The sequence below is a fragment of the Burkholderia cepacia genome (assembly GCF_001039005.1).
GTDB lineage: Bacteria > Pseudomonadota > Gammaproteobacteria > Burkholderiales > Burkholderiaceae > Burkholderia > Burkholderia theae.
On the sequence record NZ_LDWR01000045.1, the window covers coordinates 26,239 to 51,277 of the forward strand.

Annotated in this window: 30 protein-coding genes, 2 tRNA genes and 3 pseudogenes; 11 read left to right on the forward strand and 24 right to left on the reverse strand. The window is 65.7% G+C overall.

From position 1 onward, the window contains the following. Nucleotides 1-70 precede the first annotated feature (70 nt). On the reverse strand, nt 71-619 hold the full coding sequence (locus VL15_RS25025) for a periplasmic heavy metal sensor (protein ID WP_048249191.1): 549 nt from the start codon (nt 617-619) through the stop codon (nt 71-73). Between the two features lie 224 nt (nt 620-843). Here VL15_RS25025 and VL15_RS25030 point away from each other — a divergent pair, with 224 nt between their 5' ends. Next, a complete protein-coding gene (locus VL15_RS25030; RefSeq protein ID WP_009693256.1) occupies nt 844-1,569 on the forward strand; it encodes a response regulator in 726 nt (241 codons plus the stop codon). Continuing rightward, nucleotides 1,553-2,869 (forward strand): ATP-binding protein, encoded by a 1,317-nt coding sequence (locus VL15_RS25035; RefSeq protein WP_048249192.1) that lies wholly within the window; start codon nt 1,553-1,555, stop codon nt 2,867-2,869. Before VL15_RS25030 ends, VL15_RS25035 begins: the two co-directional genes overlap by 17 nt. Before the next feature lie 45 nt (nt 2,870-2,914). Here VL15_RS25035 and VL15_RS25040 read toward each other — a convergent pair whose 3' ends face one another. Continuing rightward, nucleotides 2,915-3,181 carry a hypothetical protein gene (locus tag VL15_RS25040; RefSeq protein WP_011545926.1) on the reverse strand — a complete coding sequence of 89 codons (267 nt, stop codon included), beginning with the start codon at nt 3,179-3,181 and terminating at the stop codon, nt 2,915-2,917. Nucleotides 3,182-3,634: 453 nt separating this feature from the next. Between VL15_RS25040 and VL15_RS25045 the strand changes: the two genes are divergently transcribed. Both VL15_RS25045 and VL15_RS25050 read left to right on the forward strand, forming a co-directional pair. Next, complete coding sequence (locus VL15_RS25045) at nt 3,635-5,392, forward strand: ABC transporter permease (RefSeq protein ID WP_048249193.1); 1,758 nt, start codon at nt 3,635-3,637, stop codon at nt 5,390-5,392. Nucleotides 5,393-5,414: 22 nt separating this feature from the next. Further along, nucleotides 5,415-6,752, forward strand: a complete 1,338-nt coding sequence (locus VL15_RS25050) for an AAA-associated domain-containing protein (protein ID WP_048249194.1) — start codon at nt 5,415-5,417, stop codon at nt 6,750-6,752. A 58-nt stretch (nt 6,753-6,810) separates the two neighbouring features. Here VL15_RS25050 and VL15_RS25055 read toward each other — a convergent pair whose 3' ends face one another. Both VL15_RS25055 and VL15_RS25060 read right to left on the reverse strand, forming a co-directional pair. Continuing rightward, nucleotides 6,811-7,305 carry a hypothetical protein gene (locus tag VL15_RS25055; RefSeq protein WP_048249195.1) on the reverse strand — a complete coding sequence of 165 codons (495 nt, stop codon included), beginning with the start codon at nt 7,303-7,305 and terminating at the stop codon, nt 6,811-6,813. Further along, nucleotides 7,302-7,853 carry a hypothetical protein gene (locus VL15_RS25060; protein ID WP_048249196.1) on the reverse strand — a complete coding sequence of 184 codons (552 nt, stop codon included), beginning with the start codon at nt 7,851-7,853 and terminating at the stop codon, nt 7,302-7,304. The genes VL15_RS25055 and VL15_RS25060 overlap by 4 nt, the downstream gene beginning before the upstream one ends. A 286-nt stretch (nt 7,854-8,139) precedes the next feature. Between VL15_RS25060 and VL15_RS40545 the strand changes: the two genes are divergently transcribed. From VL15_RS40545 to VL15_RS25075, 3 genes are all read left to right on the forward strand, one after another. Beyond that, nucleotides 8,140-8,337: a hypothetical protein gene (locus tag VL15_RS40545; RefSeq protein ID WP_080970937.1), complete on the forward strand. Its 198-nt coding sequence runs from the start codon at nt 8,140-8,142 to the stop codon at nt 8,335-8,337. 138 nt (nt 8,338-8,475) lie between these two features. Continuing rightward, nucleotides 8,476-9,897: an alpha,alpha-trehalose-phosphate synthase (UDP-forming) gene (otsA, locus tag VL15_RS25070; RefSeq protein ID WP_048249198.1), complete on the forward strand. Its 1,422-nt coding sequence runs from the start codon at nt 8,476-8,478 to the stop codon at nt 9,895-9,897. Continuing rightward, nucleotides 9,890-10,489 (forward strand): AAA family ATPase, encoded by a 600-nt coding sequence (locus tag VL15_RS25075; RefSeq protein WP_048249199.1) that lies wholly within the window; start codon nt 9,890-9,892, stop codon nt 10,487-10,489. The genes otsA and VL15_RS25075 overlap by 8 nt, the downstream gene beginning before the upstream one ends. 19 nt (nt 10,490-10,508) lie before the next feature. On the opposite strand, the gene VL15_RS25080 is transcribed toward VL15_RS25075, so the two are convergent. Beyond that, nucleotides 10,509-11,876, reverse strand: a complete 1,368-nt coding sequence (locus VL15_RS25080; RefSeq protein ID WP_048249200.1) for an MFS transporter — start codon at nt 11,874-11,876, stop codon at nt 10,509-10,511. A 185-nt stretch (nt 11,877-12,061) separates the two neighbouring features. Continuing rightward, the gene (locus VL15_RS25085; protein WP_048249201.1) at nt 12,062-12,442 is read right to left on the reverse strand and encodes a DUF5594 family protein; all 381 of its coding nucleotides are present in this window, start codon (nt 12,440-12,442) and stop codon (nt 12,062-12,064) included. 117 nt (nt 12,443-12,559) lie between these two features. On the opposite strand from VL15_RS25085, the gene VL15_RS25090 reads away from it, so the two are divergent. Further along, nucleotides 12,560-12,961, forward strand: coding sequence for a hypothetical protein (locus tag VL15_RS25090; RefSeq protein WP_048249202.1), 402 nt, complete (start codon nt 12,560-12,562; stop codon nt 12,959-12,961). Nucleotides 12,962-13,162: 201 nt separating this feature from the next. Here the strand turns inward: VL15_RS25090 and VL15_RS25095 are convergent, their stop codons facing one another. Beyond that, a complete protein-coding gene (locus VL15_RS25095) occupies nt 13,163-13,480 on the reverse strand; it encodes a hypothetical protein (protein WP_048249203.1) in 318 nt (105 codons plus the stop codon). 143 nt (nt 13,481-13,623) lie between these two features. On the opposite strand from VL15_RS25095, the gene eco reads away from it, so the two are divergent. Then, entirely contained in the window at nt 13,624-14,124 is a 501-nt protein-coding gene (eco, locus tag VL15_RS25100; RefSeq protein ID WP_048249204.1) for a serine protease inhibitor ecotin, read from the forward strand. 36 nt (nt 14,125-14,160) lie between these two features. On the opposite strand, the gene VL15_RS25105 is transcribed toward eco, so the two are convergent. Next, nucleotides 14,161-14,775, reverse strand: coding sequence for a TetR/AcrR family transcriptional regulator (locus VL15_RS25105; protein ID WP_048249205.1), 615 nt, complete (start codon nt 14,773-14,775; stop codon nt 14,161-14,163). A gap of 115 nt (nt 14,776-14,890) precedes the next feature. Here VL15_RS25105 and VL15_RS25110 point away from each other — a divergent pair, with 115 nt between their 5' ends. Next, nucleotides 14,891-15,631, forward strand: a complete 741-nt coding sequence (locus VL15_RS25110) for an SDR family NAD(P)-dependent oxidoreductase (protein ID WP_048249206.1) — start codon at nt 14,891-14,893, stop codon at nt 15,629-15,631. Between the two features lie 46 nt (nt 15,632-15,677). On the opposite strand, the gene VL15_RS25115 is transcribed toward VL15_RS25110, so the two are convergent. The 16 genes and pseudogenes from VL15_RS25115 to VL15_RS25185 all read right to left on the reverse strand — a co-directional run bounded on the left by VL15_RS25115 (nt 15,678) and on the right by VL15_RS25185 (nt 24,395). Further along, entirely contained in the window at nt 15,678-16,010 is a 333-nt protein-coding gene (locus tag VL15_RS25115; protein WP_048249207.1) for a hypothetical protein, read from the reverse strand. Between the two features lie 201 nt (nt 16,011-16,211). Further along, nucleotides 16,212-16,288, reverse strand: a tRNA-Met gene (locus VL15_RS25120). A gap of 420 nt (nt 16,289-16,708) precedes the next feature. Beyond that, a pseudogene (locus tag VL15_RS25125) lies at nt 16,709-16,945 on the reverse strand (IS30 family transposase); the annotation flags it as partial. Nucleotides 16,946-17,505: 560 nt separating this feature from the next. After that, on the reverse strand, nt 17,506-17,880 hold the full coding sequence (locus tag VL15_RS25130; protein ID WP_048249208.1) for a copper resistance CopC family protein: 375 nt from the start codon (nt 17,878-17,880) through the stop codon (nt 17,506-17,508). Between the two features lie 2 nt (nt 17,881-17,882). Continuing rightward, nucleotides 17,883-18,791, reverse strand: a complete 909-nt coding sequence (locus VL15_RS25135) for a hypothetical protein (protein WP_419188692.1) — start codon at nt 18,789-18,791, stop codon at nt 17,883-17,885. Nucleotides 18,792-18,894: 103 nt separating this feature from the next. Beyond that, on the reverse strand, nt 18,895-19,305 hold the full coding sequence (locus VL15_RS43830) for a DUF2946 domain-containing protein (RefSeq protein WP_080970938.1): 411 nt from the start codon (nt 19,303-19,305) through the stop codon (nt 18,895-18,897). A gap of 174 nt (nt 19,306-19,479) precedes the next feature. Beyond that, on the reverse strand, nt 19,480-19,935 hold the full coding sequence (locus tag VL15_RS40555) for a four-helix bundle copper-binding protein (protein ID WP_080970939.1): 456 nt from the start codon (nt 19,933-19,935) through the stop codon (nt 19,480-19,482). Between the two features lie 228 nt (nt 19,936-20,163). Continuing rightward, complete coding sequence (locus VL15_RS25145; protein WP_053077703.1) at nt 20,164-21,033, reverse strand: DNA-binding domain-containing protein; 870 nt, start codon at nt 21,031-21,033, stop codon at nt 20,164-20,166. Then, a complete protein-coding gene (locus VL15_RS25150) occupies nt 21,017-21,913 on the reverse strand; it encodes a DUF692 domain-containing protein (protein WP_080970940.1) in 897 nt (298 codons plus the stop codon). The genes VL15_RS25145 and VL15_RS25150 overlap by 17 nt, the downstream gene beginning before the upstream one ends. Before the next feature lie 37 nt (nt 21,914-21,950). Then, nucleotides 21,951-22,205 carry a DUF2282 domain-containing protein gene (locus VL15_RS25155; RefSeq protein ID WP_048249211.1) on the reverse strand — a complete coding sequence of 85 codons (255 nt, stop codon included), beginning with the start codon at nt 22,203-22,205 and terminating at the stop codon, nt 21,951-21,953. Nucleotides 22,206-22,421: 216 nt separating this feature from the next. Then, nucleotides 22,422-22,595 carry a hypothetical protein gene (locus tag VL15_RS42790; RefSeq protein ID WP_196319623.1) on the reverse strand — a complete coding sequence of 58 codons (174 nt, stop codon included), beginning with the start codon at nt 22,593-22,595 and terminating at the stop codon, nt 22,422-22,424. A gap of 31 nt (nt 22,596-22,626) precedes the next feature. Next, nucleotides 22,627-22,788 (reverse strand): hypothetical protein, encoded by a 162-nt coding sequence (locus VL15_RS43250; protein ID WP_048249417.1) that lies wholly within the window; start codon nt 22,786-22,788, stop codon nt 22,627-22,629. 2 nt (nt 22,789-22,790) lie between these two features. Further along, nucleotides 22,791-23,228: pseudogene (locus VL15_RS25170) on the reverse strand (hypothetical protein); the annotation flags it as partial. After that, nucleotides 23,219-23,856: pseudogene (locus VL15_RS25175) on the reverse strand (tyrosine-type recombinase/integrase); the annotation flags it as partial. The pseudogenes VL15_RS25170 and VL15_RS25175, both read right to left, overlap by 10 nt. A gap of 148 nt (nt 23,857-24,004) precedes the next feature. Further along, nucleotides 24,005-24,079: transfer RNA gene (locus VL15_RS25180), tRNA-Arg, on the reverse strand. 133 nt (nt 24,080-24,212) lie between these two features. Continuing rightward, on the reverse strand, nt 24,213-24,395 hold the full coding sequence (locus VL15_RS25185; RefSeq protein WP_034190709.1) for a rubredoxin: 183 nt from the start codon (nt 24,393-24,395) through the stop codon (nt 24,213-24,215). Nucleotides 24,396-24,594: 199 nt separating this feature from the next. Between VL15_RS25185 and VL15_RS25190 the strand changes: the two genes are divergently transcribed. Continuing rightward, a complete protein-coding gene (locus tag VL15_RS25190; protein ID WP_048249213.1) occupies nt 24,595-24,999 on the forward strand; it encodes a DUF4399 domain-containing protein in 405 nt (134 codons plus the stop codon). Nucleotides 25,000-25,039 lie beyond the last annotated feature (40 nt).

Sequence of the window (25,039 nt, forward strand, 5' to 3'; positions counted from 1 at the left end):
AATGAAAAAAGGGGACGCGGGCCGGTGCCCGCGTCCCCTTCGGCACCGCTCCGGGGAGCGGCCGGCCGGCTTACTGCGCCGGTGCCGACGCGGCCTTGGCCGCGCGATGCTGCTCCCAGCGTTCCTTCATCTTCTCGTGACGCTGTTCCATCTTCGCGAACTGCTGCTTGAGCGCCGTGCTGACCGTGGTCTTCTGCTGGTCGTTCAGCCCGTTGTAGAACGCGAGCCACGCGGCGGACGTCTGCTCGCGCAGTTGCGCGTTCTGCTGCTCGGCCTGCTGGCGTGCGGCGTGCATCGCGTTCAGGTCGAGAATCGGCTGGTTCTGCTGCGCCTTGAACTGTTCGCCCATCTGCTCGTGGCTCTTGCGCATCGCTTCACGGTTCTGCTTCATCGTGTTGATGGCCGTCTGCCATTGCTGTTCCTGCGACGCGTTGAGCTTCAGCTGGTCGTGCAGCTTCATGATCACGCCGAACGGGCCGCCGTCGTGCCCGTGCATCTGGTGGGCGCCGGGGCCGCCCGGCGGCGGCATGTCGTTGGGCTGCGCGGCATGCGCGGTGCCGAATGCGAGAGCGAGCACAGTGGCGGCCGCGATGGCCACGCGGGAAGTCTTCTTATACATTTCAGAAACTCCTTGTATCCAAAGGGTCCGGCGATGCGGTATTTGGAAAGCCGCGTACCGCATCCGGTAAGACGGAGGTTAGCGATGCAGGCCCCGGCCGGTGTTACGCGGGGAGGTGGCCCGGTTACGGTGCATTACAGTTCCCTTGCGCGGTAACCCGCAGTAACCCTTTCGTCCCTTTGTTTCGTTCTTTGACCCCGCCCTCGCGCGGTAAACTTCGAGCCATGACTACCCAGATCCTCATCGTCGACGACGACCAAGAACTCCGAGACCTGCTGCGCGACTATCTCGTGCGCCAGGGGATGGAAGTGTCCGTGCTGCACGACGCGGCGACGCTCGAGAAGCGCCTCGAGCGCGAGCGCCCCGACCTGATCGTGCTGGACCTGATGATGCCGGGCGTGGACGGCCTGACCGCGCTGCGCCAGTTGCGCGCGGCCGGCGACGACATTCCCGTGATCATGCTGACCGCGCGGGCGGACGACGTCGACCGGATCGTCGGGCTCGAGCTCGGCGCGGACGACTACCTCGGCAAGCCGTTCAACCCGCGCGAGTTGCTCGCGCGCGTGCAGGCCGTGCTGCGTCGCCGCCGCGCGACCCCGTCGGCGGCCGCGCCCGAACAGCGCGAACCGTTCGCGTTCGGCCGCTTCGTGCTCGACTTCCAGGCGCGCACGCTGTCGGTCGACGGCAAGCCGGCCACGCTGTCGAGCAGCGAATTCGCGCTGCTGAAGATCTTCGTGAACCATGCGCTGCGCACGCTCACGCGCGAGCGGCTGCTCGAGCTGCTGCACGGGCCCGAGTACGACGGCACCGACCGCGGCATCGACGTCCAGGTGTGGCGCCTGCGCCGCATCCTCGAAACGGATCCGTCGACGCCACGCTTCATCCAGACGGTGCGCGGGCGCGGCTACGTATTCGTGCCCGACGGCGAGGCCCATGCGCAAACCCATTGATTCACTGTTCGGGCGGCTGGCGCTGCTCGTCATCGGTGTGCTGCTCCTGTCGCACTTCGCGTGGTTTTTCGCGATGCGGCTCGAGCGCAACCAGATGCAGACGCGTTACGCGGTCGAAGAGGCCGCGTTCCTGGTCGACGCGGTGCGCCAGCACGTCGAGCGCACGCCCGACCAGCCTTTGCCGTCCCGCGTGCGGCTCGTGACGCCGGACAGTGCCGACGTGCCGAAGAACGACGTGTCGAACCTGCCGGCGGCGCTCAAGCGGTTCCGCGACGACGTGAGCGAGCGGATGCCGCCCGGCACGCGCGTCGAGATCGGCGCGCCCGGCCATCCGCCCGTGCTGTGGGTCAAGGAGCCGGCCGACCGCAACTGGATCGTGGTGCCCGTGCAGCCGCTGCGGCCGCCGCGCTCGCTGGACCGGATGCTGCTGTGGCTCGGCACGATCTTCTCGGCCGGCGTGATCGCCGCGCTGTTCGCGGCCTGGCAGCTGCAGCAGCCGCTGCGTTCGCTGGCGCGCGCGGTTGCGCGCTTCGGCCGCGGGCAGCCGGTGCCGCCGCTGCGCGAGCGCGGCCCACGCGAGCTGCGCCAGCTCACGCATGGTTTCAACCAGATGGTGGAACAGGTGTCGCAGGCCGAGAGCGACCGCGCGGTGATGCTGGCGGGCGTCGCGCACGACCTGCGCACGCCGCTGGCGCGGATGCGGCTGCGTGCGGAAATGATGGACGACGTACGGTTGCGCGACGGTGTCGTGCGCGACGTCGACTCGATGTCGCACATCGTCGACCAGTTTCTGGTGTTTGCGCACGGCGGGTCCGACCGCAGCGAGCCGGTGCCGGTCGATCAGGCGTGCGAGCGGATCGCGCGCAGCTATCGTGCGGTCGCGCCGAACGCGCCGACGGTCCAGACGCGGCTCGACGCCGATCCGGGCTTCCGGCTGCCGACGGCGACGCTCGACCGGATCCTGTCTAACCTGCTGGACAACGCGCATGCGTACGGCGCGCCGCCCGTGCTCGTCGAGACGGAGCGCACACCGACCGGCTATGTGCTGTCGGTCAGCGACAGCGGCGGCGGGATTGCACCCCGCGACCTCGCGGCCGCCACCCGGCCGTTCGTGCGGCTCGACCCGGCCCGCGGCGGCAACGGCCACAGCGGGCTCGGGCTCGCGATCGTCGAGCGGCTCGTGCTCAGGCTGGGCGGGGCGTGCGACATCGGCAACCGCCCGGAAGGCGGCCTGCGCGTCGCGATGACGTTCCCGTTCGAGGTCGTGCCGAAGGACGAACCCCACGCACAGGCTGCGTAAGGGTTGCATGCGGCGCCTGCCCGGCCGGGCGGGCGCCGCGCGGCATCATTCGCCGAACAGCGTGCCGAGCGTCTCGGCCGCGTTGCTGTCGATCGTGTTGTAGGTCACGGTGGTGGCCTCGAAGATGTACACGGTCGTATATCGGCCGAGGCGCTCCAGGATTTCCTCCTGCAGCGATTCCGGCACGACGTTCATGTTCAGGTACCACGCAGTCGACGACAGCCGCGTCTGGAACGATCCATACTCCTGCATCAGTTCGTAGAACGCGTCGGCATCCTGATCGCGGCAGACGATCACCAAGTTTCCTGCCATTCCCTTCCTCCCGCTCGTCGATCGATCCCCAAGGGGCTAGCCCCGATCATACCCGCTTCGCCGTTTCCGGCTGCTGACGCCCGACACGGTTTGCGCCCGCGTGCGGCTGGCGGGTTCACGGCCGGCCCGGATCACGGCATAATTCGGGCCTGCATGCCGGCCGAAGGACTGCGGCCGGGCTGCTCCTACCGCGCACCCGCCGTCCGCCCGCGCGCCGGGCACGATCCGTGCGCCGGCTGGCCGTCCCCGGACGGTTGTACCTGAAATACAGGTTGGTGTAGTGTCGTGCCGTCGCGGGCCGACTCGACCGGGACCGTGCGGGAGGCAGCTTGCACGCACGGCGCATCGCGCCTGCGCGAGATCGTCAGTCAATCGAATTACCGCGCCCGTGCGCTTTGCCATGAATCAACATCGACTGCCGGCTTCGTTCGGCCTTACCGGGGAGGGCGCCTGATGGACGTCGGATTCTTCAATCCGAACCGGACCGCCAACGCGTCCGCATGGCGCGTTTTGCCGAACCGGTGGGACTTCATCGCGTTTCCGCTGATCATCTGCCTGTTGGCGATGGCAATCGTCGGTTTCCACGAAACGATGGCGCCGATCGGCGTCCTGCAGACGCAGAAGATCTCGCTCGACCCGTCGAACCTGCCCGAATACGCGTTGCGCACCACGCTGCGGATGCTCGCCGCGATGGTCGCGTCGCTCGTGTTCACGCTCGTCTATGGCACGCTCGCGGCCAAGAGCCGTCGCGCGGGCATGGTGCTGATCCCGATCCTCGACATCCTGCAGTCGGTGCCGGTGCTCGGCTTCATCTCGTTTACGGTCACGTTCTTCCTCGCGCTGTTTCCGAGCCGCGTGCTCGGCGCCGAGCTCGCGGCGATCTTCGCGATCTTCACGAGCCAGGCGTGGAACATGACGTTCAGCTTCTACCAGTCGCTGCGCACGGTGCCGCGCGATCTCGACGAGGTGTCGCGGAGCTTCCACCTGACGTCCTGGCAGCGCTTCTGGAAGCTCGAGGTACCGTTCTCGATGCCGGGCCTGATCTGGAACATGATGATGTCGATGTCGGGCGGCTGGTTCTTCGTCGTCGCGTCGGAGGCCATCACCGTCGGCAACCAGACGATCACGCTGCCGGGGATCGGTGCGTATCTCGCGCAGGCGATCTCGGACAAGAACCTCGGCGCGATCGGCTGGGTGATCGTCACGATGACGGTCGTGATCCTCGCGTACGACCAGTTCCTGTTCCGCCCGCTCGTCGCGTGGGCCGACAAGTTCCGGATGGAGAACACGAGCTCGGGCAACGCGCCGGAGTCGTGGCTGCTCGACCTCGTGCGCCGCACGCGCCTGATCCATCAGCTGCTCGTGCCGGCCGGCTGGTTCTTCGCGAAGGCCGCGCGGATTCCGCTGCGCCTGCCGCTGTCGGGCGCGATGCGCTTCGCGCTGCCGCGCGTCGAGAAGAAGGCGTCGCGCACGGTCGACATCGCGTGGGCGATCCTCGTGCTGATCGGCACGGCCTATATCGTGTGGCGCGTCGTCACCTTCGTGTCGACCGGCGTGACGATGGCCGAAGTCGGCCACGTGTTCGTGCTCGGGCTCATCACGCTGCTGCGCGTGGTCGTGCTGATCGCGATCGCGTCGGTGATCTGGGTGCCGATCGGCGTGTGGGTCGGGCTGCGCCCGAGGCTGGCCGAGAAGCTGCAGCCGCTCGCGCAGTTCCTCGCCGCGTTCCCGGCCAACCTGCTGTTCCCGGTGTTCGTGATCGTGATCGCGCGCTTCCACCTGAACGCCGATATCTGGCTGTCGCCGCTGATCGTGCTCGGCACGCAGTGGTATATCCTGTTCAACGTGATCGCCGGTGCAACGTCCTACCCGAACGACTATCGCGAAGCGGCGACGAACTTCCGCATCCGTGGCTGGCAGTGGTGGCGGCAGGCGATCCTGCCCGGCATCTTCCCGTACTACGTGACCGGCGCGATCACCGCATCGGGCGGCGCGTGGAACGCGAGCATCGTGTCGGAAGCCGTGCAGTGGGGCAACACCAAGATCGAGGCGCACGGCCTCGGCGCGTACATCGCGCAGACGACCGCCGCCGGCGACTTCCCGAAGATCATCCTGGGCATCGCCGTGATGTCCCTGTTCGTCACCCTGTTCAACCGCCTGCTGTGGCGCCCGCTGTATGCCTTTGCCGAAGCGAAGCTGCGGCTCGACTGAGACCGATTGAGAGCGAAACGCGATGCACAATCCGAATGCTGTAAACGCCCCCATCCAGACGTCCCAGCCACCGCGCCTCGGCGAGGAAATCCTGCGCGTCGATCACGTCTGCCGCGGCTTCAACAAGACGCAAGGCGAACTGCTCGTGCTCGACGACGCGAACCTGTCGCTGCGCGAAGGCGAGATCGTCGGGCTGCTCGGCCGTTCCGGCTCGGGCAAGTCCACGCTGCTGCGGATCATCGCCGGCCTGATCGAGCCGACCGGCGGTGAAGTGAGCTATCTCGGCAAGCCGCTGAGCGGCCCGGCCGAAGGCGTCGCGATGGTGTTCCAGACCTTCGCGCTGTTCCCGTGGCTCACCGTGCTGCAGAACGTGGAAGCCGGCCTCGAGGCGCTCGGCGTCGGCGCGCGCGAGCGGCGCGAGCGTGCGCTCGCGGCCATCGACCTGATCGGTCTCGACGGCTTCGAAAACGCGTACCCGCGCGAGCTGTCGGGCGGCATGCGCCAGCGGGTGGGCTTTGCGCGCGCGCTGGTCGTCGATCCGACGATCCTGCTGATGGACGAACCGTTCTCGGCGCTGGACGTGCTGACGGCCGAGACGCTGCGTACCGACCTGCTCGACCTGTGGACGCAGGGCCGGATGCCGATCAAGTCGGTGCTGATCGTCACGCACAACATCGAGGAAGCCGTGTTCATGTGCGACCGGATCCTCGTGCTGTCGTCGAACCCGGGCCGCGTGATCGCCGAGATCAAGGTGCCGTTCAAGCACCCGCGCAACCGTCTCGACCCGGCGTTCCGCAAGCTGGTCGACGACATCTACGCGAAGATGACCGCGCGCCAGACCAACGAGGCGACTAAGAAGGGGCTCGAACTCGGCAGCTGGCTGCCGCAGGTGTCGACCAACCTGATGGCCGGCCTGATCGAAACGCTTGCGATGGCGCCGTACCATGGCCGCGCGGACATGCCGGAAATCGCGCGCACGCTGCACCTCGAGGTCGACGACCTGTTCCCGATCGCCGAAGTGCTGCAGTACCTCGGTTTCGCGGACGTGCGGGAAGGCGACGTGTTCCTGACGCCGCCGGGGCGCGTGTTCGCCGAGTTCGGCACGCAGGAGCGCAAGCTGATGTTCGCGGATCACCTGCTGAAGCATGTGCCGTTGGCTGCACGGATCAAGAAGGTGCTGAACGAGCGCCCGGGGCACCGCGCGCCGCGCGTGCGCTTCGAGCAGGAGTTGGAGGATTCGCTGTCGGACGGCGCGGCCGAGGAAACGCTCGACGCGGTGATCGACTGGGGCCGTTACGGCGAGATCTTCTCGTACAACGACCAGACCGAGATCTTCAGTCTCGAGGACGTCGAGTCCTGATCGATGCGCCGGGCCGCGAGGCCCGGCATCCGCGCGCGCTGCGCAGTGCAGCGCGCCGTTACTGCAGGTTGCCCCAGCGGTCCACGGTCGGTTCGGCCGACGCCCACTTCCAGTGCATGCCTTGCTGGCATGCATTCGCGAAATACCAGTCGGCCTTGTCGCCGTCCTTCACCGAGAACGCGAATTCCTTGCACAGCGCGAGCGCCGATGAATACGCGCGCGTGACGCGCACTTCGCCTTCGCCGTTTTCCAGCGGCAGCGTGTTCTTCACCTTCCACGGTTTCACTTCGCCGACGGCCAGGCCACCGGCCACCTTCGCGATCGCGTCCTGCTGGTTCTGATGGAGCTGCTTCATCGTGCGGTTGACGGCCTCGTCGGTCGCGGCCTGCACGGCAATCCCGACGCCGACGCCGACCGCCGGGTTCGCGGTAACGAGGCCCGTCGCCGCGCCGGCAAGCGCGCCGCTCGCCGCGCCGACCGACCCGCAGCCCGACAGCGATGCTGCCGCCGCGCACAGCGCGCCGATCGCCGCGATACGGATCGCGACGCTCATTGCAGCGCGCCCCAGCGTTCGGTCGCGGGTTCGGCCGACGCCCATTTCCACACGGGGCCGTCGCGGCAGATCGTGGCGACGTAGAACGCCGCTTGCGCGGCCTTGTCGGGCTTCGCGGGCGTGTCGACCGCGAACACGATTTCCTTGCAGTCGAGCGGGCCGATGCTGATCATCCGGCTGACCGTCACACGACCCTGCTCGTCGTCCTCGATCGGGAACGAGTGGTGCGTCGACCACGGCGCGACCCCGCCGACGTCGAGCGGGCCGGCCGCCTTCGCGATCTGTTCCTGCGTGTAGCGGTGCGCGACGCGCTGCGAGTACTGGACGCCCGCCCGTGCGCCGGCGACGGCGCCGAGGCCGATGCCCGTCGCGACGGCGGCGTTGTTGGTGACCTTGGAAGCGATCGCGGCGCCCGCGATACCGGCGCCGGCTGTCGCGCCTTCGCTGTACAGCGAGTTACAGCCGGACAACAGTGCGGCCGTGGCGATCGCGGCCAGCACGACGCGCGCCGGCATGGCCCGGCGCGTCGATTCGAAACGAATGTTCATCCCTGAGTAAAAGTCCTGTCTGGGTGAGCGGCGACGCATGCGCGCCTCCATGCCGCGTCATTGTTTCGCAATTGTCATAGGAAAAATGCAAAGCTTTGACAAATCGCCGAACGGCTTGTCGCGCGGGCGCGCGGCGCTATTCTCGGGCAGATGGCTGACGAAGGGTCGAAACGTTACAAATTGAAGGTAATTGTTACCTCGGCGTGCGAGGAACCGACCTAGACTGTTTTGTTATGGAATGTTTCTACGACGGCCTTGAGCCGCACCGAATATGAGACACCCAGCCATGCGCCGTTCGAAACGGTCGTCACCGCGGTCACCCGACGCGGAGGTCGACCGTGCGCGTCCGCAGACCGACGCGCCACTTGCACCGCCTGCCGGCGTGCCCGGCGAGTCGCCATCCGACGGCGATCACAACCAGGGCGGCGCCCGCCCGGAAGGGCTCGACTATCAACGCGACCTGGGTCAGGAGCAGGACGCTTGATCCCGTCGTCGTCGCATTCCGCTGTCGCATTTCACTGCATTTCTCAGATCTGAATTGCCGCGCGGCTGCCTTCGGGCCGCTGCGTCAGCCTTGGCGTGCGCCGCGCGCCAGTCAATCGAATCGAGGAGGGGAAGCCGGATGAGCAGATTGATCGTGGTATCGAACCGGGTCGCCGCCGGAGAGGACACGCGCCCCAGCGCGGGCGGCCTCGCCGTCGGCGTGATGGACGCGCTGAAGGAAACCGGCGGCGTCTGGTTCGGCTGGAATGGCGAGATCGTCGGTGCGCCCGACGCCGAACCCGTGATCCAGCGGGAGGGCAACGTCACGTACGCGACGGTCGGGCTGCCCCGGCGCGATTACGACCAGTACTACCGCGGTTTCTCGAACGCGACGCTGTGGCCGGTGTTCCATTACCGCGGCGATCTCGCACGCTTCGACCGGCAGGAATACGCGGGTTATCTGCGCGTGAACGCGATGCTCGCGAAGCAGCTCGCCGCGCTGCTGCGGCCCGACGACCTGATCTGGGTGCACGACTACCACCTGCTGCCGTTCGCGCATTACCTGCGCGAACTCGGTGTGAAGAACCCGATCGGCTTCTTCCTGCACATCCCGTTTCCGTCGCCGGACATGCTGCGCCTCGTGCCGTCGCACGAGGAACTCGTGAAGTTCATGTGCGCGTACGACGTCGCGGGCTTCCAGACCGAGGCCGACAAGCAGTCGTTCACCGACTATATCGAGCGGCGCGGGATCGGCGCGGCGAGCGACGACGGGATGCTGCATGCGCATGGCCGTGTCGTGAAGGTCGCCGCCTATCCGATCGGCGTGCATCCCGATGCGATCGCGCAGGCGGCCATCCAGTACGGCACGCGCAAGCCGGTGAAGATGCTGCGCGAGGCGCTCGACGGCCGCAAGCTCGTGATGAGCGTCGACCGTCTCGATTATTCGAAGGGGCTCGTCGAGCGCTTCCAGTCGTTCGAGCGGATGCTCGCGAACGCGCCGGGCTGGCAGGGGCGCGTGTCGCTCGTGCAGATCGCGCCGCCGACCCGCTCCGACGTGAAGACCTACCAGGACATTCGCGAAACGCTCGAAGGCGAGGCCGGTCGCATCAACGGCCGCTTTTCGCAACTCGACTGGACGCCGATCCAGTACCTGAACCGCAAGTACGAGCGCAACCTGCTGATGGCGTTCTTCAGGATGTCGCAGGTGGGCTTCGTGACGCCGTTGCGCGACGGGATGAATCTCGTCGCGAAGGAGTATGTGGCGTCGCAGGATCCGGCCGATCCGGGCGTGCTTGTGCTGTCGGAGTTCGCGGGCGCGGCGGCCGAGCTGACCGGCGCGCTGCTCGTCAATCCGTACGACCTGTCGCAGATGGCCGAGGCGCTCGAACGCGCGCTGTCGATGCCGCTCGCGGAACGGCAGGCGCGTCACGAGGAGAACCTCGCGCGGCTGCGTGAGAACGACCTGTCGGTCTGGCGCGATACGTTCGTCGCCGACTTGCGCAGCGTCGCGGCGGCCGCGTCGGTCACGCGGCGTGCGGGCCGACGGACTGCGCATGTGTGAGTTCGCGCAGGGGGCCGGCGCCAGTGCCGAGGACGACGCGACAGACGACGCAACCGGCCGTTTCTTCGTCGTGACGGGTGGCCCGGGCTCGGGAAAGAGCACGTTGCTCGATGCGCTCGAGCGTGCCGGTTTTGCGCGCTCGCAGGAAGCCGGGCGAGGCGTGATCCGCGACCAGATGGCTGTCGACGGCCACGCGCTGCCGTGGCGCGATCCGGCCGCGTTTGCCGAGCTGATGCTGAGCTGGGAGATGCGTTCGTACCATCTCGCGCGGCAGGCGCGCGGGCCGGTGTTCTTCGACCGCGGTGTACCGGACGTGGTCGGCTACCTGCGCTTGACGGGGCTGGCGGTGCCCGCGCACGCGGAAGCCGCGGCCCGCCGTTTCCGTTATCACCGGCGCGTGTTCATCGCGCCGCCGTGGCCCGAGATCTATGCGCAGGACACCGAGCGCCGGCAGGATTTCGCGGAAGCCGTGCGCACCTACGACGCGATGGTCGAGTGCTACACGTCATACGGCTATCGGCTGATCGAGTTGCCGTGCGTGAACGTGAAGGCGCGCGTGCGCTTCGTGATGGACGCGCTCGACGCCGCATGACGTGCGGTGCACGGCAGTATCAGGTTGCTGCGTCCGGCCGCGGCGATGTGATGCGCAGCATGCTCACGACCGCGGCCACCGCCGCGAATGCCGTCGCGACATAAAGCGCGATCGTCGGCCCGCGATCGGGCGCGAGCCCGAAAATCAGCGCGACGAGCGCGGCGCCGAGCGTCTGGCCCGTCAGCCGCGCGGTGCTCAGCATGCCGCCGGCGCCGCCGCTGCGCTCGCGCGGCGCGGACGACAGCATCGCGCGGTTGTTCGGCGACTGGAACAGCCCGAAGCCCGCGCCGCACAGCGCCATGCGCCACACGATGTCGACGGTGCCCGGGTGCGCGCCGATCGTCGCGAGCGACAGCAGCCCGGCCGCGAACAGCGCGAGCCCGATCCCGCCGAGGATGCCGGCCGAATAGCGGTCCGACAGCACGCCCGCGAGCGGCGCGGCAAACACGATCACGAGCGGCCATGGCGTCATGTAGAGGCCCGTCTCGACCTGCGAGAAACCGAGCGAGTTCTGCAGCCAGAACGGTAGCGCGACGAACGCGAGCATCTGCGACGTGAACGACGCCATCGACGTGTAGATCGACAGCGCGAACATCGGGATGCGCATCAGGTCGACGGGCAGCAGCGGGGCCGGTTGCGACAGCTGGCGCTTCACGAAGAAATAACCGACGACGAACGCGATGCCCAGCTCGGCCGCGACGTACGCATGGCCTTCGCCGTGGCCGAGCCCGTCGACCGCCGTGATCAGCAGGCCGAACACGCACGCGTTCATCAGCGCGCTCGGGAAATCGTACGGCGCGTCGTGCAGCGGGTTGGCCGGCAGCGCGCGCAGGCTGCCGAGTACCGCGGCGATGCCGATCGGCACGTTGACCGCGAACAGCCACGGCCACGACGCGAACGACAGGATCGCGGACGCGACCGTCGGCCCGATCGCCGACGACAGTGCGACCACCATCGCGTTGATCGACAGCCCGCGCCCGAGCATCGACGACGGGTAGATCATCCGTACGAGCGCCGCGTTGACGCTCATGATGCCGGCCGCGCCGAATCCCTGGATCACGCGCATCACGGCCAGCATCGGCAGCGAACCGGCGAGCGCGCAGCCGAGCGACGCCGCGGTGAACAGCGCGAGCCCGGCGATGTAGATGCGGCGATAGCCGATGCGCTCGCCGAGCGACGCGAGCGGCAGCAGCGTGATCGTGACCGCGAGCTGGTAGGCGTTGACGATCCAGATCGATGCGGCGTCGGACGCGTGCAGGTCGCGTGCGATCGTCGGCAGCGCGACGTTCGCGATGGCGCCGTCGAGCACGGCAAGCGTGATGCCCAGGGCGACGCAGACGATCGCCCAGTAGCGTTGCGGAAGCGGCAGGCCGGTATCGGCGTTCATGGCGGGAACGAAAGCGTGGTTGTCCGCGCGCCCGGTTGCCGGTTGCGTGCGCAACCATGCGGAAGGGTGGAGGCGGCGATGAACGGCCCGGCCGGCGCGGCTGCACTGGAACGGGGCCGGTCGAGTGTATCACCGGGCCGAATTGCGCGACGCCGGCACGCCCGGCTGCCGGCCGGCACGGACACTCAGCCTTCGAAGTCGAGGCCGCCGAGCCGCACGAGCGGGTCGCCCTGCGTGCGTGACGCGAGATCGATGTCGCGCGCACTCTGCCACGCGCCCAGCTTTTTCGGCAGCGCGGCCAGGTAGTGCTCGAAGCGCTGCGAGCCGTCCGGCTCCATCAGCCGCTCGATTTCGTCGGTGTCCCAGGTCAGCTCGAGATTCAGCGGATGCACGAAGCCGCTCACGTGCTCGTGCGGCGCGCTGCGGATCTGCACGCGCGTCGGGTGCCCGTGCCCGCCGTACGGGACGACGTCGGTCAGCACGTGATCGGCGAAGAAGGCGGCGATGGCCTGCGCGATGCGCGGCGCGAATTCGGTATCGAAACGGCGGGCGGTTTCGGGCTGCATGAAGGCGTCTCCTGTGTGCCGAAAATCGTAGCACGGCGACGCCGCGTTTCGACACGCGTGACACGCGTAATGGCGCGTTACCACTTGCTGCATCTATTACGGCCGCGTGCCGCCACAATGCATCGCATCCAGTACCACTTCGCGTGGGAGTCCATCATGAAAAAGATTGCCGCAGTGTGTGTTCTCGCCGGTTCGCTCGCCGTGGCGGGCCCGGCGTCCGCGCATGGCCACGACGGCGGCGCCGTCATCGGCGCATTGATCGGCGGCGCGGTGCTGGGCGCGATCGTGACGTCCGCGATGAATCCGCCCGTCGTGTATCAGGCGCCCGCGTACCAGGCACCGGCCTATCAGCCGCCGACGTACTACCAGGCGCCCGCGTACCAGCAGCCTGCCTATCCGACCTATCAGCAGGCGCAGTACCAGGACGACGGCCCGAACTATTGCTACGATCGTTACCAGCGCGCGTATGTGTGCGGTGCGCCGGTGTCGGGCGGCTACGCGCAACCGGCCGGCTGGTAAGCGGACGGGCGCGCGACGCGTGAGCGGGTTCGGTGCCGGACGCCCGGCACCAATCGGAGTGCGCTTCGCCCGACCGGACGACAAAAGGCCCTCGCTTCGTGCGAGGGCCTTTGTCGTTTGCGCGGCCGTCCGTTCGTTCGTCTGCGTGACGCATCGGCCGTCGGCGGGCCGTGCGTGGATACAAACGGTTGCAATTGCACGTCAGTGGCGATGACCGCCGCCACCGTCGCCGCGGCCGCCGCCATCGTTCCAGTCGCCGCGGCGTCCGCCGCCGTGCCATCCGTTGCCGCCGCGATTGCCGCGATCGCCGTCCCAGTGGTGGTAGTCGCGTCGGCCGCGATCCCAGTCGCGTCCGCCGCCACCACCCCAGATGTTGACCGTGCCGTACACGGGCGACGGGCCGTACGCGTAGCCGGGACTGGAATAGTAGGGCTGCCCGTAGCCGTATCCGGCGTCGGGAGCGACGACGCAGCCGGCCAGCAGGGTCGCGACGCCGGCGGCGGTGATGAGCTTCAGCATGATGTTCTCCGTTGGTTCCCCTATAAGTACCGCGCAAGGGGATTGCCGGCTGTTCGGAATTGTGTCGTCAAATTACAGCGCCGTAAGGTCCCGATGCGAAAGTGTTAGCATCCGGGGCTCATTTGTTTTTCAGGAGCACATCGATGAAAATCGCGATCCGGGCCGCGCTGGCCGCCTTCTGCGTGACGACTGCTGCCGCGTATGCGGCCGGGCCGGCGTCCGCGCCCGCCGTGCCGGCCGAGTCGATCAAGATGTTTCCGCAAGCAGCGGCAGGCCAGCAGCGCGTCGTGATCGCGCTGCCCGCGCTCGAGAACGAGGGCGATGCGCGTGTCGAGCTGATGATCGGCAAGACGCTGCAGACCGACTGCAACCAGCAGTGGTTCGGTGGCGAGCTGACCGCCGAGGATGTGAAGGGGTGGGGCTATACGTACTACCAGCTCACCGACGTGAAGGGGCCCGCGTCGACGCTGATGGCGTGCCCGGGCCAGGCGCCGCAGCAACGCTTCGTGCAGGTGCGCGGCGACGGCCAGCTGCTGCGCTACAACAGTCGCCTGCCGCTCGTCGTCTATGTGCCCGATGGCTTCGAGGTGCGCTATCGCGTGTGGCATGCGTCGAAGGACGTGCAGCACGCAGCGAAGCAATAACGTGCGGGCTCGGCCGCGCGCGGTGGCGTCTGGCTGCTACGCGCCGCTTGCGCCGACGAGCGCAGGCCACGCGGCCAGCGCGGCTTGTGCGATGGCCTCCAGATCGCGACGGTTCGCGCCGTCGCGCGCCTGGATCGACATTCCCTGCTGAACCGTCACGTAGTACCGCGCGATCGCGTCGAGGTTCGCATGCGCCGCGATCTCGCCGGTTGCGACGCCTTGCCGGAGGCGCTCGCGCAGCGCGTCGACCGTGCGCTCGCGCATCGCGATCAGCGTTTGCCGGACGGTATCGGAACGCTCGGCCGGGTGTAGCGCCGACAGCACGATCAGGCAGCCGGCCGGCTTCGAGCGCCGCGTGAACACGCGCGCGGTATCCATCAGGTAGTTCCTCACGGCGTCGTGCGCGCTGCCGGCCTGTTCGACACCATCCCAGATTTCCCGTCCCTCCGTGGCGCGGTAGTGCTCGAGCGCCTGCCGGAACAACGTTTCCTTGCTGCCGAACGCCGCATACAGGCTCGGTGACGCAATGCCCATCGCGGCCGTCAGGTCCGCCATCGACGCACCCTCGTAGCCGAGGCGCCAGAACACCTCCATCGCGCGATCCAGCGCCGCTTCCTTGTCGAAGCTTCTCGGTCGGCCCCGTTCAGCCATGGCGTCCAATCCTTCGTCGATATCTGTATCGATCGATAAAATAAATCAATTGACTGTGTCGCGCAACTTGCTACATTCTGTGTCGACCGTTACATAAATGAGGAAAGGAACGAACATGAATCGACTTCAGGGCAAGCGTGCACTCATCACGGGCGGCAGCCGCGGCATCGGCGCGGCCATTGCGAAACGGCTGGCGGCCGACGGTGCGGACGTCGCGATCACTTACGAAAAATCGGCCGAGCGGGCGCAGGCCGTCGTTGCCGGTATCGAGGCGCAGGGCCGTCGCGCGGTCGCGATCCAGGCCGACAGCGCCAATCCGGTTGCCGTGCGCGCCGCGGTCGATCGTGCCGCGGAGGCGTTCGGCGGTCTCGACATCCTGGTCAACAACGCGGGGATTTTCCGCGCCGGGACGCTGGAAACGATGACGCTCGACGATATCGACACGACGCTGAACGTGAACGTGCGCGCGGTGATCGTCGCGTCGCAGGCGGCGGCGCGGCATCTTGGGGAGGGCGGGCGCATCGTGTCGACCGGCAGTTGCCTCGCGACGCGCGTGCCCGATGCGGGGATGAGCCTCTATGCGGCGAGCAAGGCCGCGCTGATCGGCTGGACGCAGGGGCTCGCGCGCGATCTCGGTTCTCGCGGCATCACAGTCAATATCGTGCATCCGGGTTCGACGGATACCGACATGAATCCGGCCGACGGCGACCATGCAAGTGCGCAACGTTCGCGGATGGCGATCCCGCAGTACGGCAAGGCCGATGACGTGGCGGCGCTCGTGGCGTTCGTCGTCGGGCCGGAAGGGCGGTCGATCAATGGGACCGGGTTGACGATCGATGGCGGCGCGAATGCGTGATCGCCGATGCCCGGCAGCGTGATGCGGCCGGGCGGCGTGACGTGTGTTATCGGCAGCCGAGCTGTTGATGCTCGGCTTCGAGCTCGGCCCGCTTATCGTAAGGGCGCAGTTCGTTGCGCGGCTTGCCGTCCGGGCCGAATCCAGGCACGAGCTTCTGGCCGCGGTCGGGGGTATGCGTTACCGCATCGATGCCGGCGGCCAGTTCCCGGCAGCGTGCGTTGGGGGATGCGTGTTCCGTGCGCGGTGCGGCTGCGCCCGTGACGTTGGCGATGCCGGGGCTGACATAGCGTTGCTTGGGGGGCGTGGTGCCGGTATCGGCGGCGTTCGCCGTGCCCGTTATGGCGGAAAGCGCGGCCAGTGCCGCGATCGCTCGAATCATTGTCTGAATCCGTATGCTGACGAAGGTTCGGAATTCTACGCAATGTGCGGCGCTGGTTCGGGGTGATCGGGTGAGGTGCGATCGCGTGTCGCATGTCGTGGTGGCGACTGGTGTGACGTGCTTCTCGTGCGCGACGGTGCACGCGTGCAGGGCCCCAGACAGCAAAAAGCCCGCTTGCTTTCGCAGAGCGGGCTTCGGTATTGGTTGCGGGGGTAGGATTTGAACCTACGACCTTCGGGTTATGAGCCCGACGAGCTGCCAGACTGCTCCACCCCGCGGCGCGAAGTGTATCGTGCATCGCTGCGGAAAGTCAATCAATCCCGTGATTCGTTTTGAACGGGGCGTGGGGTTCGCGGGGTTCTGCGGCTTGATTGTGGATGTGTGCGTTGAATGCTTGCGCTTCTCGATCTGCTTCGACGTCACGCGCTTGTGGTTGCCGTCGGTGGGGTAGCTGATCGTGGGAAAGTGGGTGAAGCCATGGAGAATTTTTGGTCCCGACAGAATTCACGTGTCAATCCTGGCGGGTGGTTGCGGATAGATTTTCGTAATTTATACCCCCCAAAAACACCCCTAAAAAATGGTTCATCGCAGGAAACCGTGGAGCCGTGGGGAGCGATTGCGTAACCTGGCGCCTAACTTTTGGTTATTCGCGGATTTCCGGGGAACGCGGGGCAGACTGTCGGCGTTCAGCTGCGGATTCAACTCGTCGATGCAACGAATTGATGAAATCGCTCAGCCGGTGTATCGAAGTCTAGTGTCTTTCGAGGGCGTTCATTGAGCCGCCTGGCTACGGCGTTGAGCTTGGCCTGCGAATAGGCTGAGAGATCGATCCCCCTGGGGAAGTACTGCCTCAGGAGCCCATTTGTATTCTCGTTTGAGCCACGTTGCCACGGGCTCTGCGGATCGCAAAAGGAGACTTTCATATCGGTGGCCACGACTTCGCCGGGCGAGTCGGCGAGAAGCATGGGTAGCGCCGATAGTCCACTTGCGATGACCAGGCCGGCCCACGCAGCGGTTGCGCAAAGATGCGTCCAGTGAATCCACTCTGGTAGCGAAAAGTCCCCCGCGTCGGCTGCGTGGCTCGATGCCGCCTTACTGAATGCGAAGACGGCTGCGGTGCAGAGTGCGGCGCCTGTCCGGGCCGGTCGCCCGGATTCCCGTGACCCGACCAGCAGGCCCGTCCAGACGATCAGGGCGGCAAACCCCGCGGACCACACCGCCCCGAAATGCGACTGCGTCAGCACCGGGACAATCACCTCAAATGCGGTGTCCGCCGTTAACCCGCTCATCAGCGCGGCCTCCAGCAACAAGTTGACGGTATCGGCAACGATCAGGGTAACCACGCAGCCGGCGGCGAGCCGTCGCATCCGACTGCTTGCGGGCGGTGATGCATCGCCCAGCATCAGCCCCGCCAGACACGCACCCACCGCGCACGCTAACGATACGTTGGCGATGGCAGCCACCACGATCGATGCGAATACCGTCGCCGGGTCCATTACTTCACCGTGAACGAATAATCGCCATGCGTGCGATGTCCATCCGAGGCCACTGCCACCCAATGCACGGTGTACCGGTCGGTAGGCAACGGTGGCAGCGCAATGCTGATCGACTTCCTGTTGTCGGGATTGACCTGCGCTTTCGCGGTGTTCATCTGCTTACCCGCGGAATTGCTGACGGTCAGCGAGCTGAATGCGGGTTCGAGCGGCCCGTCGAACACGATCGTCACGTTTGCCGGCGCTGCCACTTCGGCGCCCGCCGACGGTGTCTGCGTTTGCGGGAACACGTGCGCGAATGCCGGCGATACGGTCAGGATGCACATTGTGATGGCCACGGCGCATGCGCCGCGCCAAAGGCGATTGAATTGACGCATCGCTATTCTCCTTTTCCGAAGAGCGGTTTGCCGACCGTATTTGGAAACACGTCATCCAGGTAAAGATGCGCCTGCAGCAGCACGCCTACGCCCGTTCCACTCGCATGATTGACCGGAATCTGTGCCTCGACGCCGAACTGCCCCCAGCGATTCACCCACATCACGCCGGGATTGATCGTTCCGGTCGTGTGGCCCGAGCATGGGCTGGCGGTGCACGTACTCATTGGAAATTCGACGACCGGGATCAGGTTGTTGAACGGCGCCTTGAGCCCGACGTCCTGCACGAAGTTCTGCAGGTACGGCAGGCTGTATTGCACGGTGACGCCCCAGCTCAACGAATTCGGATCGGCACTGTTCAACGTCAGGTGCGGACCGACGGTGCCCGTGATCGCCAGCGGCTTCAGGTATTTCAGGCTGTCGGGCAGGTCGCCGAAACCCTTGCCGAAGTAGAGTGTCGGCGTGATCGCCGAGTGCGGATTGGCGATCGACTGCGCGCCGGTCCCGCCCAACTCTGCGATCGCGCCGACCGATGCCATGAACTCGTGCTTTTCGTTGACGTAGAAGCGGTACTTGGCGCCGACCTGCCAGTTGTCGAAACCGCGTGCCGAGCCGCCGTTCGGCGCGTTCAGATTGACGTAGGTGCCCGTCAGGGAAAGCTGGAAACTGGGTGTGATCCGCTTGTCCCATTCGAGCGTCGTCGTATTGGTGTTCTGCTTGTCACCGTCATCCGTGTTGGACTGGAGGTGGCCGAAGCTGAGGTTCAGTTCGTCGCCGACGCCGGGGTCATCGACGGCCATCGTGGCAGGAAAAACGCGATTGCCGGCCACGGCATGGGCCGACGCATCGACCGAGAAGAGGCACGGCGCGAGTGCGCACAGTGCCACCGCGCCCTGTTTGAGAGTGGTTCGCATGTTCATGTCCTGGTTGGTTGTGACGGTGTCGCCGCAACAGGCGCGCGACGTCACCGCGATGCCGTTTAATGCGTCGGCATCGCGGGATAGCCATCAGCAGGGATCAGGACAATACGGGTGGGGCGCGTGGCTTCGCGAGTGTCAGAACCGTGTATGGTCGAAACGCCGCAACCACAGCCGAGGCTGCAAGCCTGGCCGGTTGCGCAGGGATGCCGAATGCCACGACCGCGCCAGGCAGCGTGGGTGTGTGTGCAATCAAGCTGCAATACGGGCACGCGTCGCAACCCGGCCACGAATCGGAACCATGATGGTGTGCGGCAGACCCGACTTCGGCGAGATGAGCGACTTCCGCCGCAGGATGCACGTGATGCGCGTGATGCGCGTGAAGGGAATGATGCGCGCCTTCGGCCGACGCGCCACGCAGCGTCTGGGATATCGTCGGCGCGACCACGCTCAGCAGGATCGCAAAGATCCCGAGGAGAGCCCCGATCTTCTGACGGCAACGGCTGGACATGGCAGACCAACGAGACGTCGATACAAACAGTATGTGGAAAATCTGCGACGGGATGGTTGAACTTTGGGTTAGGTGGAAACCCGCGAAGAGGCCGAATCGGAGATGGCGGCCGCTGGTTGCGGCCGCCGGGCGAAAGCGGTTCTGCTATCGGACGAGGGAAGAACCCACCGCGGCTCAGGTTGCCAGCGCGGCACGGCACTCGTTGGCGCACGCGCGACACGACTCCATGCACGCCTTGCACGGCGCATGCCTGTCAGCGTGCTTCTTGCACTCCGCTTCGCAATCGCGGCATGCATCCAGCGCGACCTTGGCTAACGCCGGAAGATAGCGCGAATTCTGGTTGGCTAGACCTTGCAGGGCGCCGCAAATGGAAAGCATTTGCGAAACGCTGGTTGCACAGGCGGCAAGGTCCTGGTTCCCCTTGCCCAAAAGGCCGATGCAATGGCTCACGCAGACCTGCCCGGTTGACACACACTCGCCCGCCGCATCGGCGAGTGCGCCGTAGTGACCGCCATGATGCAGGTGAGGGGCTTCCGCAGGCGGGCTTTCCTGGGCTGAGACCCGTTCCATTGTCGCCAGTGTGGAAAGCGCCAGCAGCCCGGTACCGAATAATGCGTCACGTCTGTCCATGTGAGAATCTCCGAAAAAATTCACTGGAATGACAATACGTTTGAAAGCGCGCATTCGCAGCCGCCGGAGTAAGGGGCTGGAACCGTCAAATCCTAACATCAAGGAACTGCAAAAAAACTCGATCCGGCCGGCAATAGATGCGTAACGAATCTACTCATATACGCGGGGCGTACAGTTGCGAAAAAGGATAAAGTTGCGGCAATAGATTCGCCATCACGCAAACACCCGTCAACCCGATCGTGACACCGTGCTTGAAGTTGCGCCGGTAATCGCCGATGCGGTGATCCACGCGTGCCATTGCGTCGCGAAATCGAATGCCGGATCGATCGCAAACGCAGCGTCGAGCGCATCGGCCAGGATCCTTCCGTTTTGCAGCGCGATGAAGGCTGCGTGCGCGGCCTCGGAGTGAACGCATACCGTGGGGCGCCACACTGGACGCACGACGAGCGTCCAGGTGGGGCCGTCGAGCCGTTGTGGAAAGGCGCCTCCTAGTTGATGTGCCCGCCAGATGTCGGCAATGGCGTAATCAGAGGTGATAGCCGTGCAGGCTGGATGTATCGCGAGTTTCGCATCCAGCAGACGCTCGTCACCGAGTTCGAGCCATTGCTGCGCCGTGAATACTGAAACGTCAGCGGCGAAGCAGGCAACGTGCAGCGCCCATTCAAGGCGCGCAACATCTGCAAAATATCGAAAGCGCGAATCTCGCTCGTATTCTCCAATGAAGACCGGCAAGGCATCGCCAAAGCGATTGAGGTCACCGCTTCGGGACGGATGCACCCGCGCGTACGCAAGTGACAACGCATCGAAATATGCATCGCCGACCAGCGCCAGCAACACGGGATAGGCGTTCGCGAGCGCGCCGCGCCAATGCGATCGGGCGTTGCCGCGGTAAAGTCCCACGCGCTGATGCAAAACCTCGTCGGGTTCTGCGGTTGCCGCAAGCGGCGATTCACGCACGTCATTTTCACCGGCTCGACCGGGTGCGTTGCCGGTGACCGGTGACGACGGCTTCACGAGTTCGAGCAGCAGCTCCTCCTGCTCCGGATCGTCAAGTGCGCTCGCGAACATTCGCTGGAACGATTCAAGCTGCATCGCCATCACTTGCCCTGCCTGCTGCAGTCTTCAATTGCTGTCGCGCGATCTGTCGCACCCGGACCTGTGCTGCACGCGCGAGCCGGGCTTCGTTGATCAGCACGCTCAAAGGCGGAATGGCCGTGTCCCATTCGATCAGCGTCGGCACGTCGCCGAAGCGGCGCAGCGCATGTTCATGGAGGCTCCAGACAGCGGGCGCAACCCGTGAGCCGTGATCATCGATGACAGCCGCGCCGGTCACACGATGGCCGGCCAGATGGATCTCGCCGACCACGCCGGGAGGCAACGCGTCCATCGCTGAAATCGCGTCCTCGCCGTGATTGCACTGGTTCACGTACAGATTGTTGACGTCGAGCAGCACGCCGCATCCGGTGCGCCGAGCCAGCTCGGAAAGGAATGCTGTTTCACCGTACCGGTCATCGTTGAACCGAAGCAGGCTGGAAACGTTTTCGAGCAGGATCGACCGGCCAAGTGTCTCCTGCACCTCGTGGACGCGCGCCGTGAGGTGAGCGAGTGCCGCGTCGGTCAGCGGCATTGGCAACAGGTCGTTCAGATGACCGGCAGCCGTCGCGCCCCAACACAGATGTTCGGAGACGACTGCCGGTTCGATCCGCTCGACCAGGCGCTTGAGCCTGTCCAGATGGCCCACGTCAAGCGGAACGCCCGAGCCGAGCCCGAGGCCGACGCCATGCAGGCTGACCGGCAGATCGCGTCGCACGGTGTCGAGCACGTGCAGGTCATACCCGCCGTCGCCGAAATAGTTCTCGCTGTGCACTTCCACCCAGTCCACCGCGGGCGGTGCCTCGAGGAAGTTAGCGTAGTGGGCCTGGCGAAGGCCGATGCCAATGCCGGATGGCGCGCCAGCACCCGGACCGGTTGCCGTCATGAGAACCCCGGCGTGCTGCGACAATCGCTTCGCAGCATCAGGATTCAGTCGTGCCGCCCAGTTTTTCGCAGGTACCGACTGGCACGATCTTGAAGTCGCCCTTGTCGTTGTCGACCTTCGCCTTGCTCGCGCAATCATGCACGCCGGTCTTGCTCCCGCAATCGTTCTGGCCGGCCTTGGCGACGCCATAGCACTGCACCTTCGCCTCCTCCTGCGTAGCCGCGACGGCGGCGGCGGCCACGCCGGCGAGTGTCAGGGCAAGCAGGGCCTGTCGGCTGAGATTCGGTTTCATGGGCTTCTCCAGGGTAGGGGCGGCAAGGTTGTCGACGGTGTCGCGGCCACGCATCGCCCGGATAACCGACGCTTGCAGGCGCCGGGCTGACACAACACCGTTTGCACAATCCTGCCACTAACAGAACGAGCCTGATACAACATCTTTATAGATGCAGCGGGGCCGGGGCCTACACCTTCATGGGGACAATCCCGCTGCGCCGTTGCTCCTCGCACGTCAACGCACGGAACTCACGCAGCTCGGGGCACTCACTGCCGGAACGTCGATGTTTCCAGGCCGCGTCATCCAGGCGATCCAGGCTACCCAAAGGCCGCAGGCAATCAAGCCGGCGATTTTCAGATGCGTCTTGTAGCGGACGATCAGGTCGATCAGGGAGGGTCGGTTTTTCACGGTTGTCTCCATCATTCAGCGTGAGCGCCAACTAACCGGCCATCGTCACGTTTGCCGGCGTCGCCACTTCGGCACCCGCCGAGCGCAACTGGGGTTGCGGGAACACATACGCGAATGCTGCCGACGGGATCAGCATGGTCGTCGCGATCGCAGCCGCGCCTGAGAGGTGACGAAGTTGGTTGAAGGCACGCATGACTATTCCCCTTTACCGAAGAGCGGCTTGCCAAGCGAGTTCGGCATGACGTCATCCATGTAAAGCTGCGCCTGCGGCAGCACACCGACGCCGGTGCCGCTCGCATGATTGACCGGAATCTGCGCCTCGACGCCGAACTGGCCCCAGCGATTCATCCACATCACGCCGGGATTGATCGTTCCGGTCGTGTGGCCCGAGCATGGGCTGGCGGTGCACGTACTCATCGGAAATTCGACGACCGGGATCAGGTTGTTGAACGGCGCCTTGAGCCCGACGTCCTGCACGAAGTTCTGCAGATACGGCAGGCTGTATTGCACGGTGACGCCCCAGCTCAACGAATTCGGATCGGCACTGTTCAACGTCAGGTGCGGACCGACGGTGCCCGTGATCGCCAGCGGCTTCAGGTATTTCAGGTTGTCGGGCAGGTCGCCGTCGCCTTGACGCGGGCCATGTGCTGTACGCCCGGACCTTTCTTCAAGACCGTCTGCGCGTCGATGTCGGCCGCCGGATTCCTGGAGCATCGCCCGGTCATGTTCCGTACTGGGAGACCGCGCGAGAGCGTTGGAGGATTCGCTTCGCCGTCTCGCGTACGCCGCGCGCCTCGACCTCCCGCACGATGCTGAGCATTTGCGGTGAGTCGATCTCCGCGATCGGGCGAGGGCCGATCTTCGGGAGCACGTCGACCTCAAGCGAATTCAGCACCTTCTCCGCGTAGCCGTCGCTCCAGCCCGGACGCTGGGAGTCGTACCACTCGCGCGCTACCGCTTCGAACGCGTTTGCCGCCGCGATTTCGGTGGCCCGTTTCGCATCCTTCTTCGCTTCGCCCGGATCGACGCCGGTCGCGATCTGCTCACGGGCCTCGTCGCGCTTCTTCCGTGCTGTCGCGAGCGTGACGGCCGGATAGACGCCGAGCGCGAGCGTCTTCTGTTTGCCAAGGAAGCGGTAGGACAAGCGCCAGTACTTCGCGCCGTTCGGTTGGACGAGCAAGAACATTCCGTTGCCGTCCGTGAGTTTGTACGGGGCCGCGCTGGCCTTCGCGTTCCGTACCGGCACGTCAGTGAGAGGCATTGTTGGTATCGGCTAATACCAACAAAAATACCAACACTTTCTCCGGCTGTCACTGAGCAACCTTGGGTAACGATAGGAGCTAGAGGGCTGCCAGACGGGCGTGAGCGGGGGATTTGTTGTGAATCTTGGGGGAGGTTTGGGGCTTGGCTGGTCCCCCCGACAGGAATCGAACCTGTATCTAGCGCTTAGGAGGCGCTTGTTCTATCCATTGAACTACGGGGAGAGCCATGTCCGGATGATCGCGGGAAAAATCGCGAACCGGACGGCGATGTGGACAGCGCGCAGAGTATAACAAACGCGTGGCGCATCGGCGGGCGGAATGCGCGCCGACGCGCTTGTCGCGCGGTCAGCCGCGATCAGAAATCGACGACGACGAAATCTTCCTTGCCCACGTCGCACAGCGGGCACCGCCAGTCGGCGGGAATGTCGGCGAAACGGGTGCCGGCTGCGATGCCCTCGTCGGGCAGCCCTTCCGCTTCGTTGTAGACCCACCCGCAAATCAGGCAGACCCAGCTTTGGTATTCGGTCACTTCGCTCATGTGGTGCTCGGGATATTGGAAACTAGGTGATGCCGTCCGCAGCCTCGCCGGCGGACGAAAGGCGCAATGGTACCGGAATTTCGCCGAACGCCTGCGCAACGTCGTTTTAAACGTACGCATCGCGAACAAGGCAACCGAAACACGCATGCCGCGTGTGCGGTGTATCCTTCCCGGGCTGTCCAATCATAAGGAGAATGCGATGCTGAACAGAAAGTGGATCGCGGGTGCGGTGTGCGTGGCGGCGATGGCCGTGTCGACGGTCGCGCGGGCCGAGGCGCGCGTGTTTTTCGTCGAGCCGTCGGACGGCGCGACGGTGTCGAACCCGGTGCACGTGAAGTTCGGTCTGGAAGGCATGGAGCTTCGGCCAGCCGGCGACATGACGCCGAACACCGGTCATCACCACTTGCTGATCGACGGCCGGCCGATCCCGAAGGGCGACGTGATTCCCGCGGGCGAACGTTCGCTGCACTTCGGCAAGGCACAGACCGAAACCGACATCAAGCTGCCGCCGGGCCAGCACACGCTGACGCTGCAGTTCGGCGACGGCGCACATCGGTCGTACGGCCCCGAACTGAGCCAGACCATCAGCGTCAACGTCAAGTAAGCGGTCACACCCGCGCGGGCGTCCCGGCCATCCCTGCAAC

What these genes read in the sequence shown, in the direction of transcription:
- VL15_RS25025 (WP_048249191.1), bottom strand. Translation starts at nt 619, where the DNA reads ATGTATAAGAAGACTTCCCGCGTGGCCATCGCGGCCGCCACTGTGCTC.
- VL15_RS25030 (WP_009693256.1), top strand. Translation starts at nt 844, where the DNA reads ATGACTACCCAGATCCTCATCGTCGACGACGACCAAGAACTCCGAGAC.
- VL15_RS25035 (WP_048249192.1), top strand. Translation starts at nt 1,553, where the DNA reads ATGCGCAAACCCATTGATTCACTGTTCGGGCGGCTGGCGCTGCTCGTC.
- VL15_RS25040 (WP_011545926.1), bottom strand. Translation starts at nt 3,181, where the DNA reads ATGGCAGGAAACTTGGTGATCGTCTGCCGCGATCAGGATGCCGACGCG.
- VL15_RS25045 (WP_048249193.1), top strand. Translation starts at nt 3,635, where the DNA reads ATGGACGTCGGATTCTTCAATCCGAACCGGACCGCCAACGCGTCCGCA.
- VL15_RS25050 (WP_048249194.1), top strand. Translation starts at nt 5,415, where the DNA reads ATGCACAATCCGAATGCTGTAAACGCCCCCATCCAGACGTCCCAGCCA.
- VL15_RS25055 (WP_048249195.1), bottom strand. Translation starts at nt 7,305, where the DNA reads ATGAGCGTCGCGATCCGTATCGCGGCGATCGGCGCGCTGTGCGCGGCG.
- VL15_RS25060 (WP_048249196.1), bottom strand. Translation starts at nt 7,853, where the DNA reads ATGAACATTCGTTTCGAATCGACGCGCCGGGCCATGCCGGCGCGCGTC.
- VL15_RS40545 (WP_080970937.1), top strand. Translation starts at nt 8,140, where the DNA reads ATGCGCCGTTCGAAACGGTCGTCACCGCGGTCACCCGACGCGGAGGTC.
- otsA (WP_048249198.1), top strand. Translation starts at nt 8,476, where the DNA reads ATGAGCAGATTGATCGTGGTATCGAACCGGGTCGCCGCCGGAGAGGAC.
- VL15_RS25075 (WP_048249199.1), top strand. Translation starts at nt 9,890, where the DNA reads ATGTGTGAGTTCGCGCAGGGGGCCGGCGCCAGTGCCGAGGACGACGCG.
- VL15_RS25080 (WP_048249200.1), bottom strand. Translation starts at nt 11,876, where the DNA reads ATGAACGCCGATACCGGCCTGCCGCTTCCGCAACGCTACTGGGCGATC.
- VL15_RS25085 (WP_048249201.1), bottom strand. Translation starts at nt 12,442, where the DNA reads ATGCAGCCCGAAACCGCCCGCCGTTTCGATACCGAATTCGCGCCGCGC.
- VL15_RS25090 (WP_048249202.1), top strand. Translation starts at nt 12,560, where the DNA reads ATGCATCGCATCCAGTACCACTTCGCGTGGGAGTCCATCATGAAAAAG.
- VL15_RS25095 (WP_048249203.1), bottom strand. Translation starts at nt 13,480, where the DNA reads ATGCTGAAGCTCATCACCGCCGCCGGCGTCGCGACCCTGCTGGCCGGC.
- eco (WP_048249204.1), top strand. Translation starts at nt 13,624, where the DNA reads ATGAAAATCGCGATCCGGGCCGCGCTGGCCGCCTTCTGCGTGACGACT.
- VL15_RS25105 (WP_048249205.1), bottom strand. Translation starts at nt 14,775, where the DNA reads ATGGCTGAACGGGGCCGACCGAGAAGCTTCGACAAGGAAGCGGCGCTG.
- VL15_RS25110 (WP_048249206.1), top strand. Translation starts at nt 14,891, where the DNA reads ATGAATCGACTTCAGGGCAAGCGTGCACTCATCACGGGCGGCAGCCGC.
- VL15_RS25115 (WP_048249207.1), bottom strand. Translation starts at nt 16,010, where the DNA reads ATGATTCGAGCGATCGCGGCACTGGCCGCGCTTTCCGCCATAACGGGC.
- VL15_RS25130 (WP_048249208.1), bottom strand. Translation starts at nt 17,880, where the DNA reads ATGCGTCAATTCAATCGCCTTTGGCGCGGCGCATGCGCCGTGGCCATC.
- VL15_RS25135 (WP_419188692.1), bottom strand. Translation starts at nt 18,791, where the DNA reads ATGCGAACCACTCTCAAACAGGGCGCGGTGGCACTGTGCGCACTCGCG.
- VL15_RS43830 (WP_080970938.1), bottom strand. Translation starts at nt 19,305, where the DNA reads ATGTCCAGCCGTTGCCGTCAGAAGATCGGGGCTCTCCTCGGGATCTTT.
- VL15_RS40555 (WP_080970939.1), bottom strand. Translation starts at nt 19,935, where the DNA reads ATGGACAGACGTGACGCATTATTCGGTACCGGGCTGCTGGCGCTTTCC.
- VL15_RS25145 (WP_053077703.1), bottom strand. Translation starts at nt 21,033, where the DNA reads ATGGCGATGCAGCTTGAATCGTTCCAGCGAATGTTCGCGAGCGCACTT.
- VL15_RS25150 (WP_080970940.1), bottom strand. Translation starts at nt 21,913, where the DNA reads ATGACGGCAACCGGTCCGGGTGCTGGCGCGCCATCCGGCATTGGCATC.
- VL15_RS25155 (WP_048249211.1), bottom strand. Translation starts at nt 22,205, where the DNA reads ATGAAACCGAATCTCAGCCGACAGGCCCTGCTTGCCCTGACACTCGCC.
- VL15_RS43250 (WP_048249417.1), bottom strand. Translation starts at nt 22,788, where the DNA reads ATGCGTGCCTTCAACCAACTTCGTCACCTCTCAGGCGCGGCTGCGATC.
- VL15_RS25185 (WP_034190709.1), bottom strand. Translation starts at nt 24,395, where the DNA reads ATGAGCGAAGTGACCGAATACCAAAGCTGGGTCTGCCTGATTTGCGGG.
- VL15_RS25190 (WP_048249213.1), top strand. Translation starts at nt 24,595, where the DNA reads ATGCTGAACAGAAAGTGGATCGCGGGTGCGGTGTGCGTGGCGGCGATG.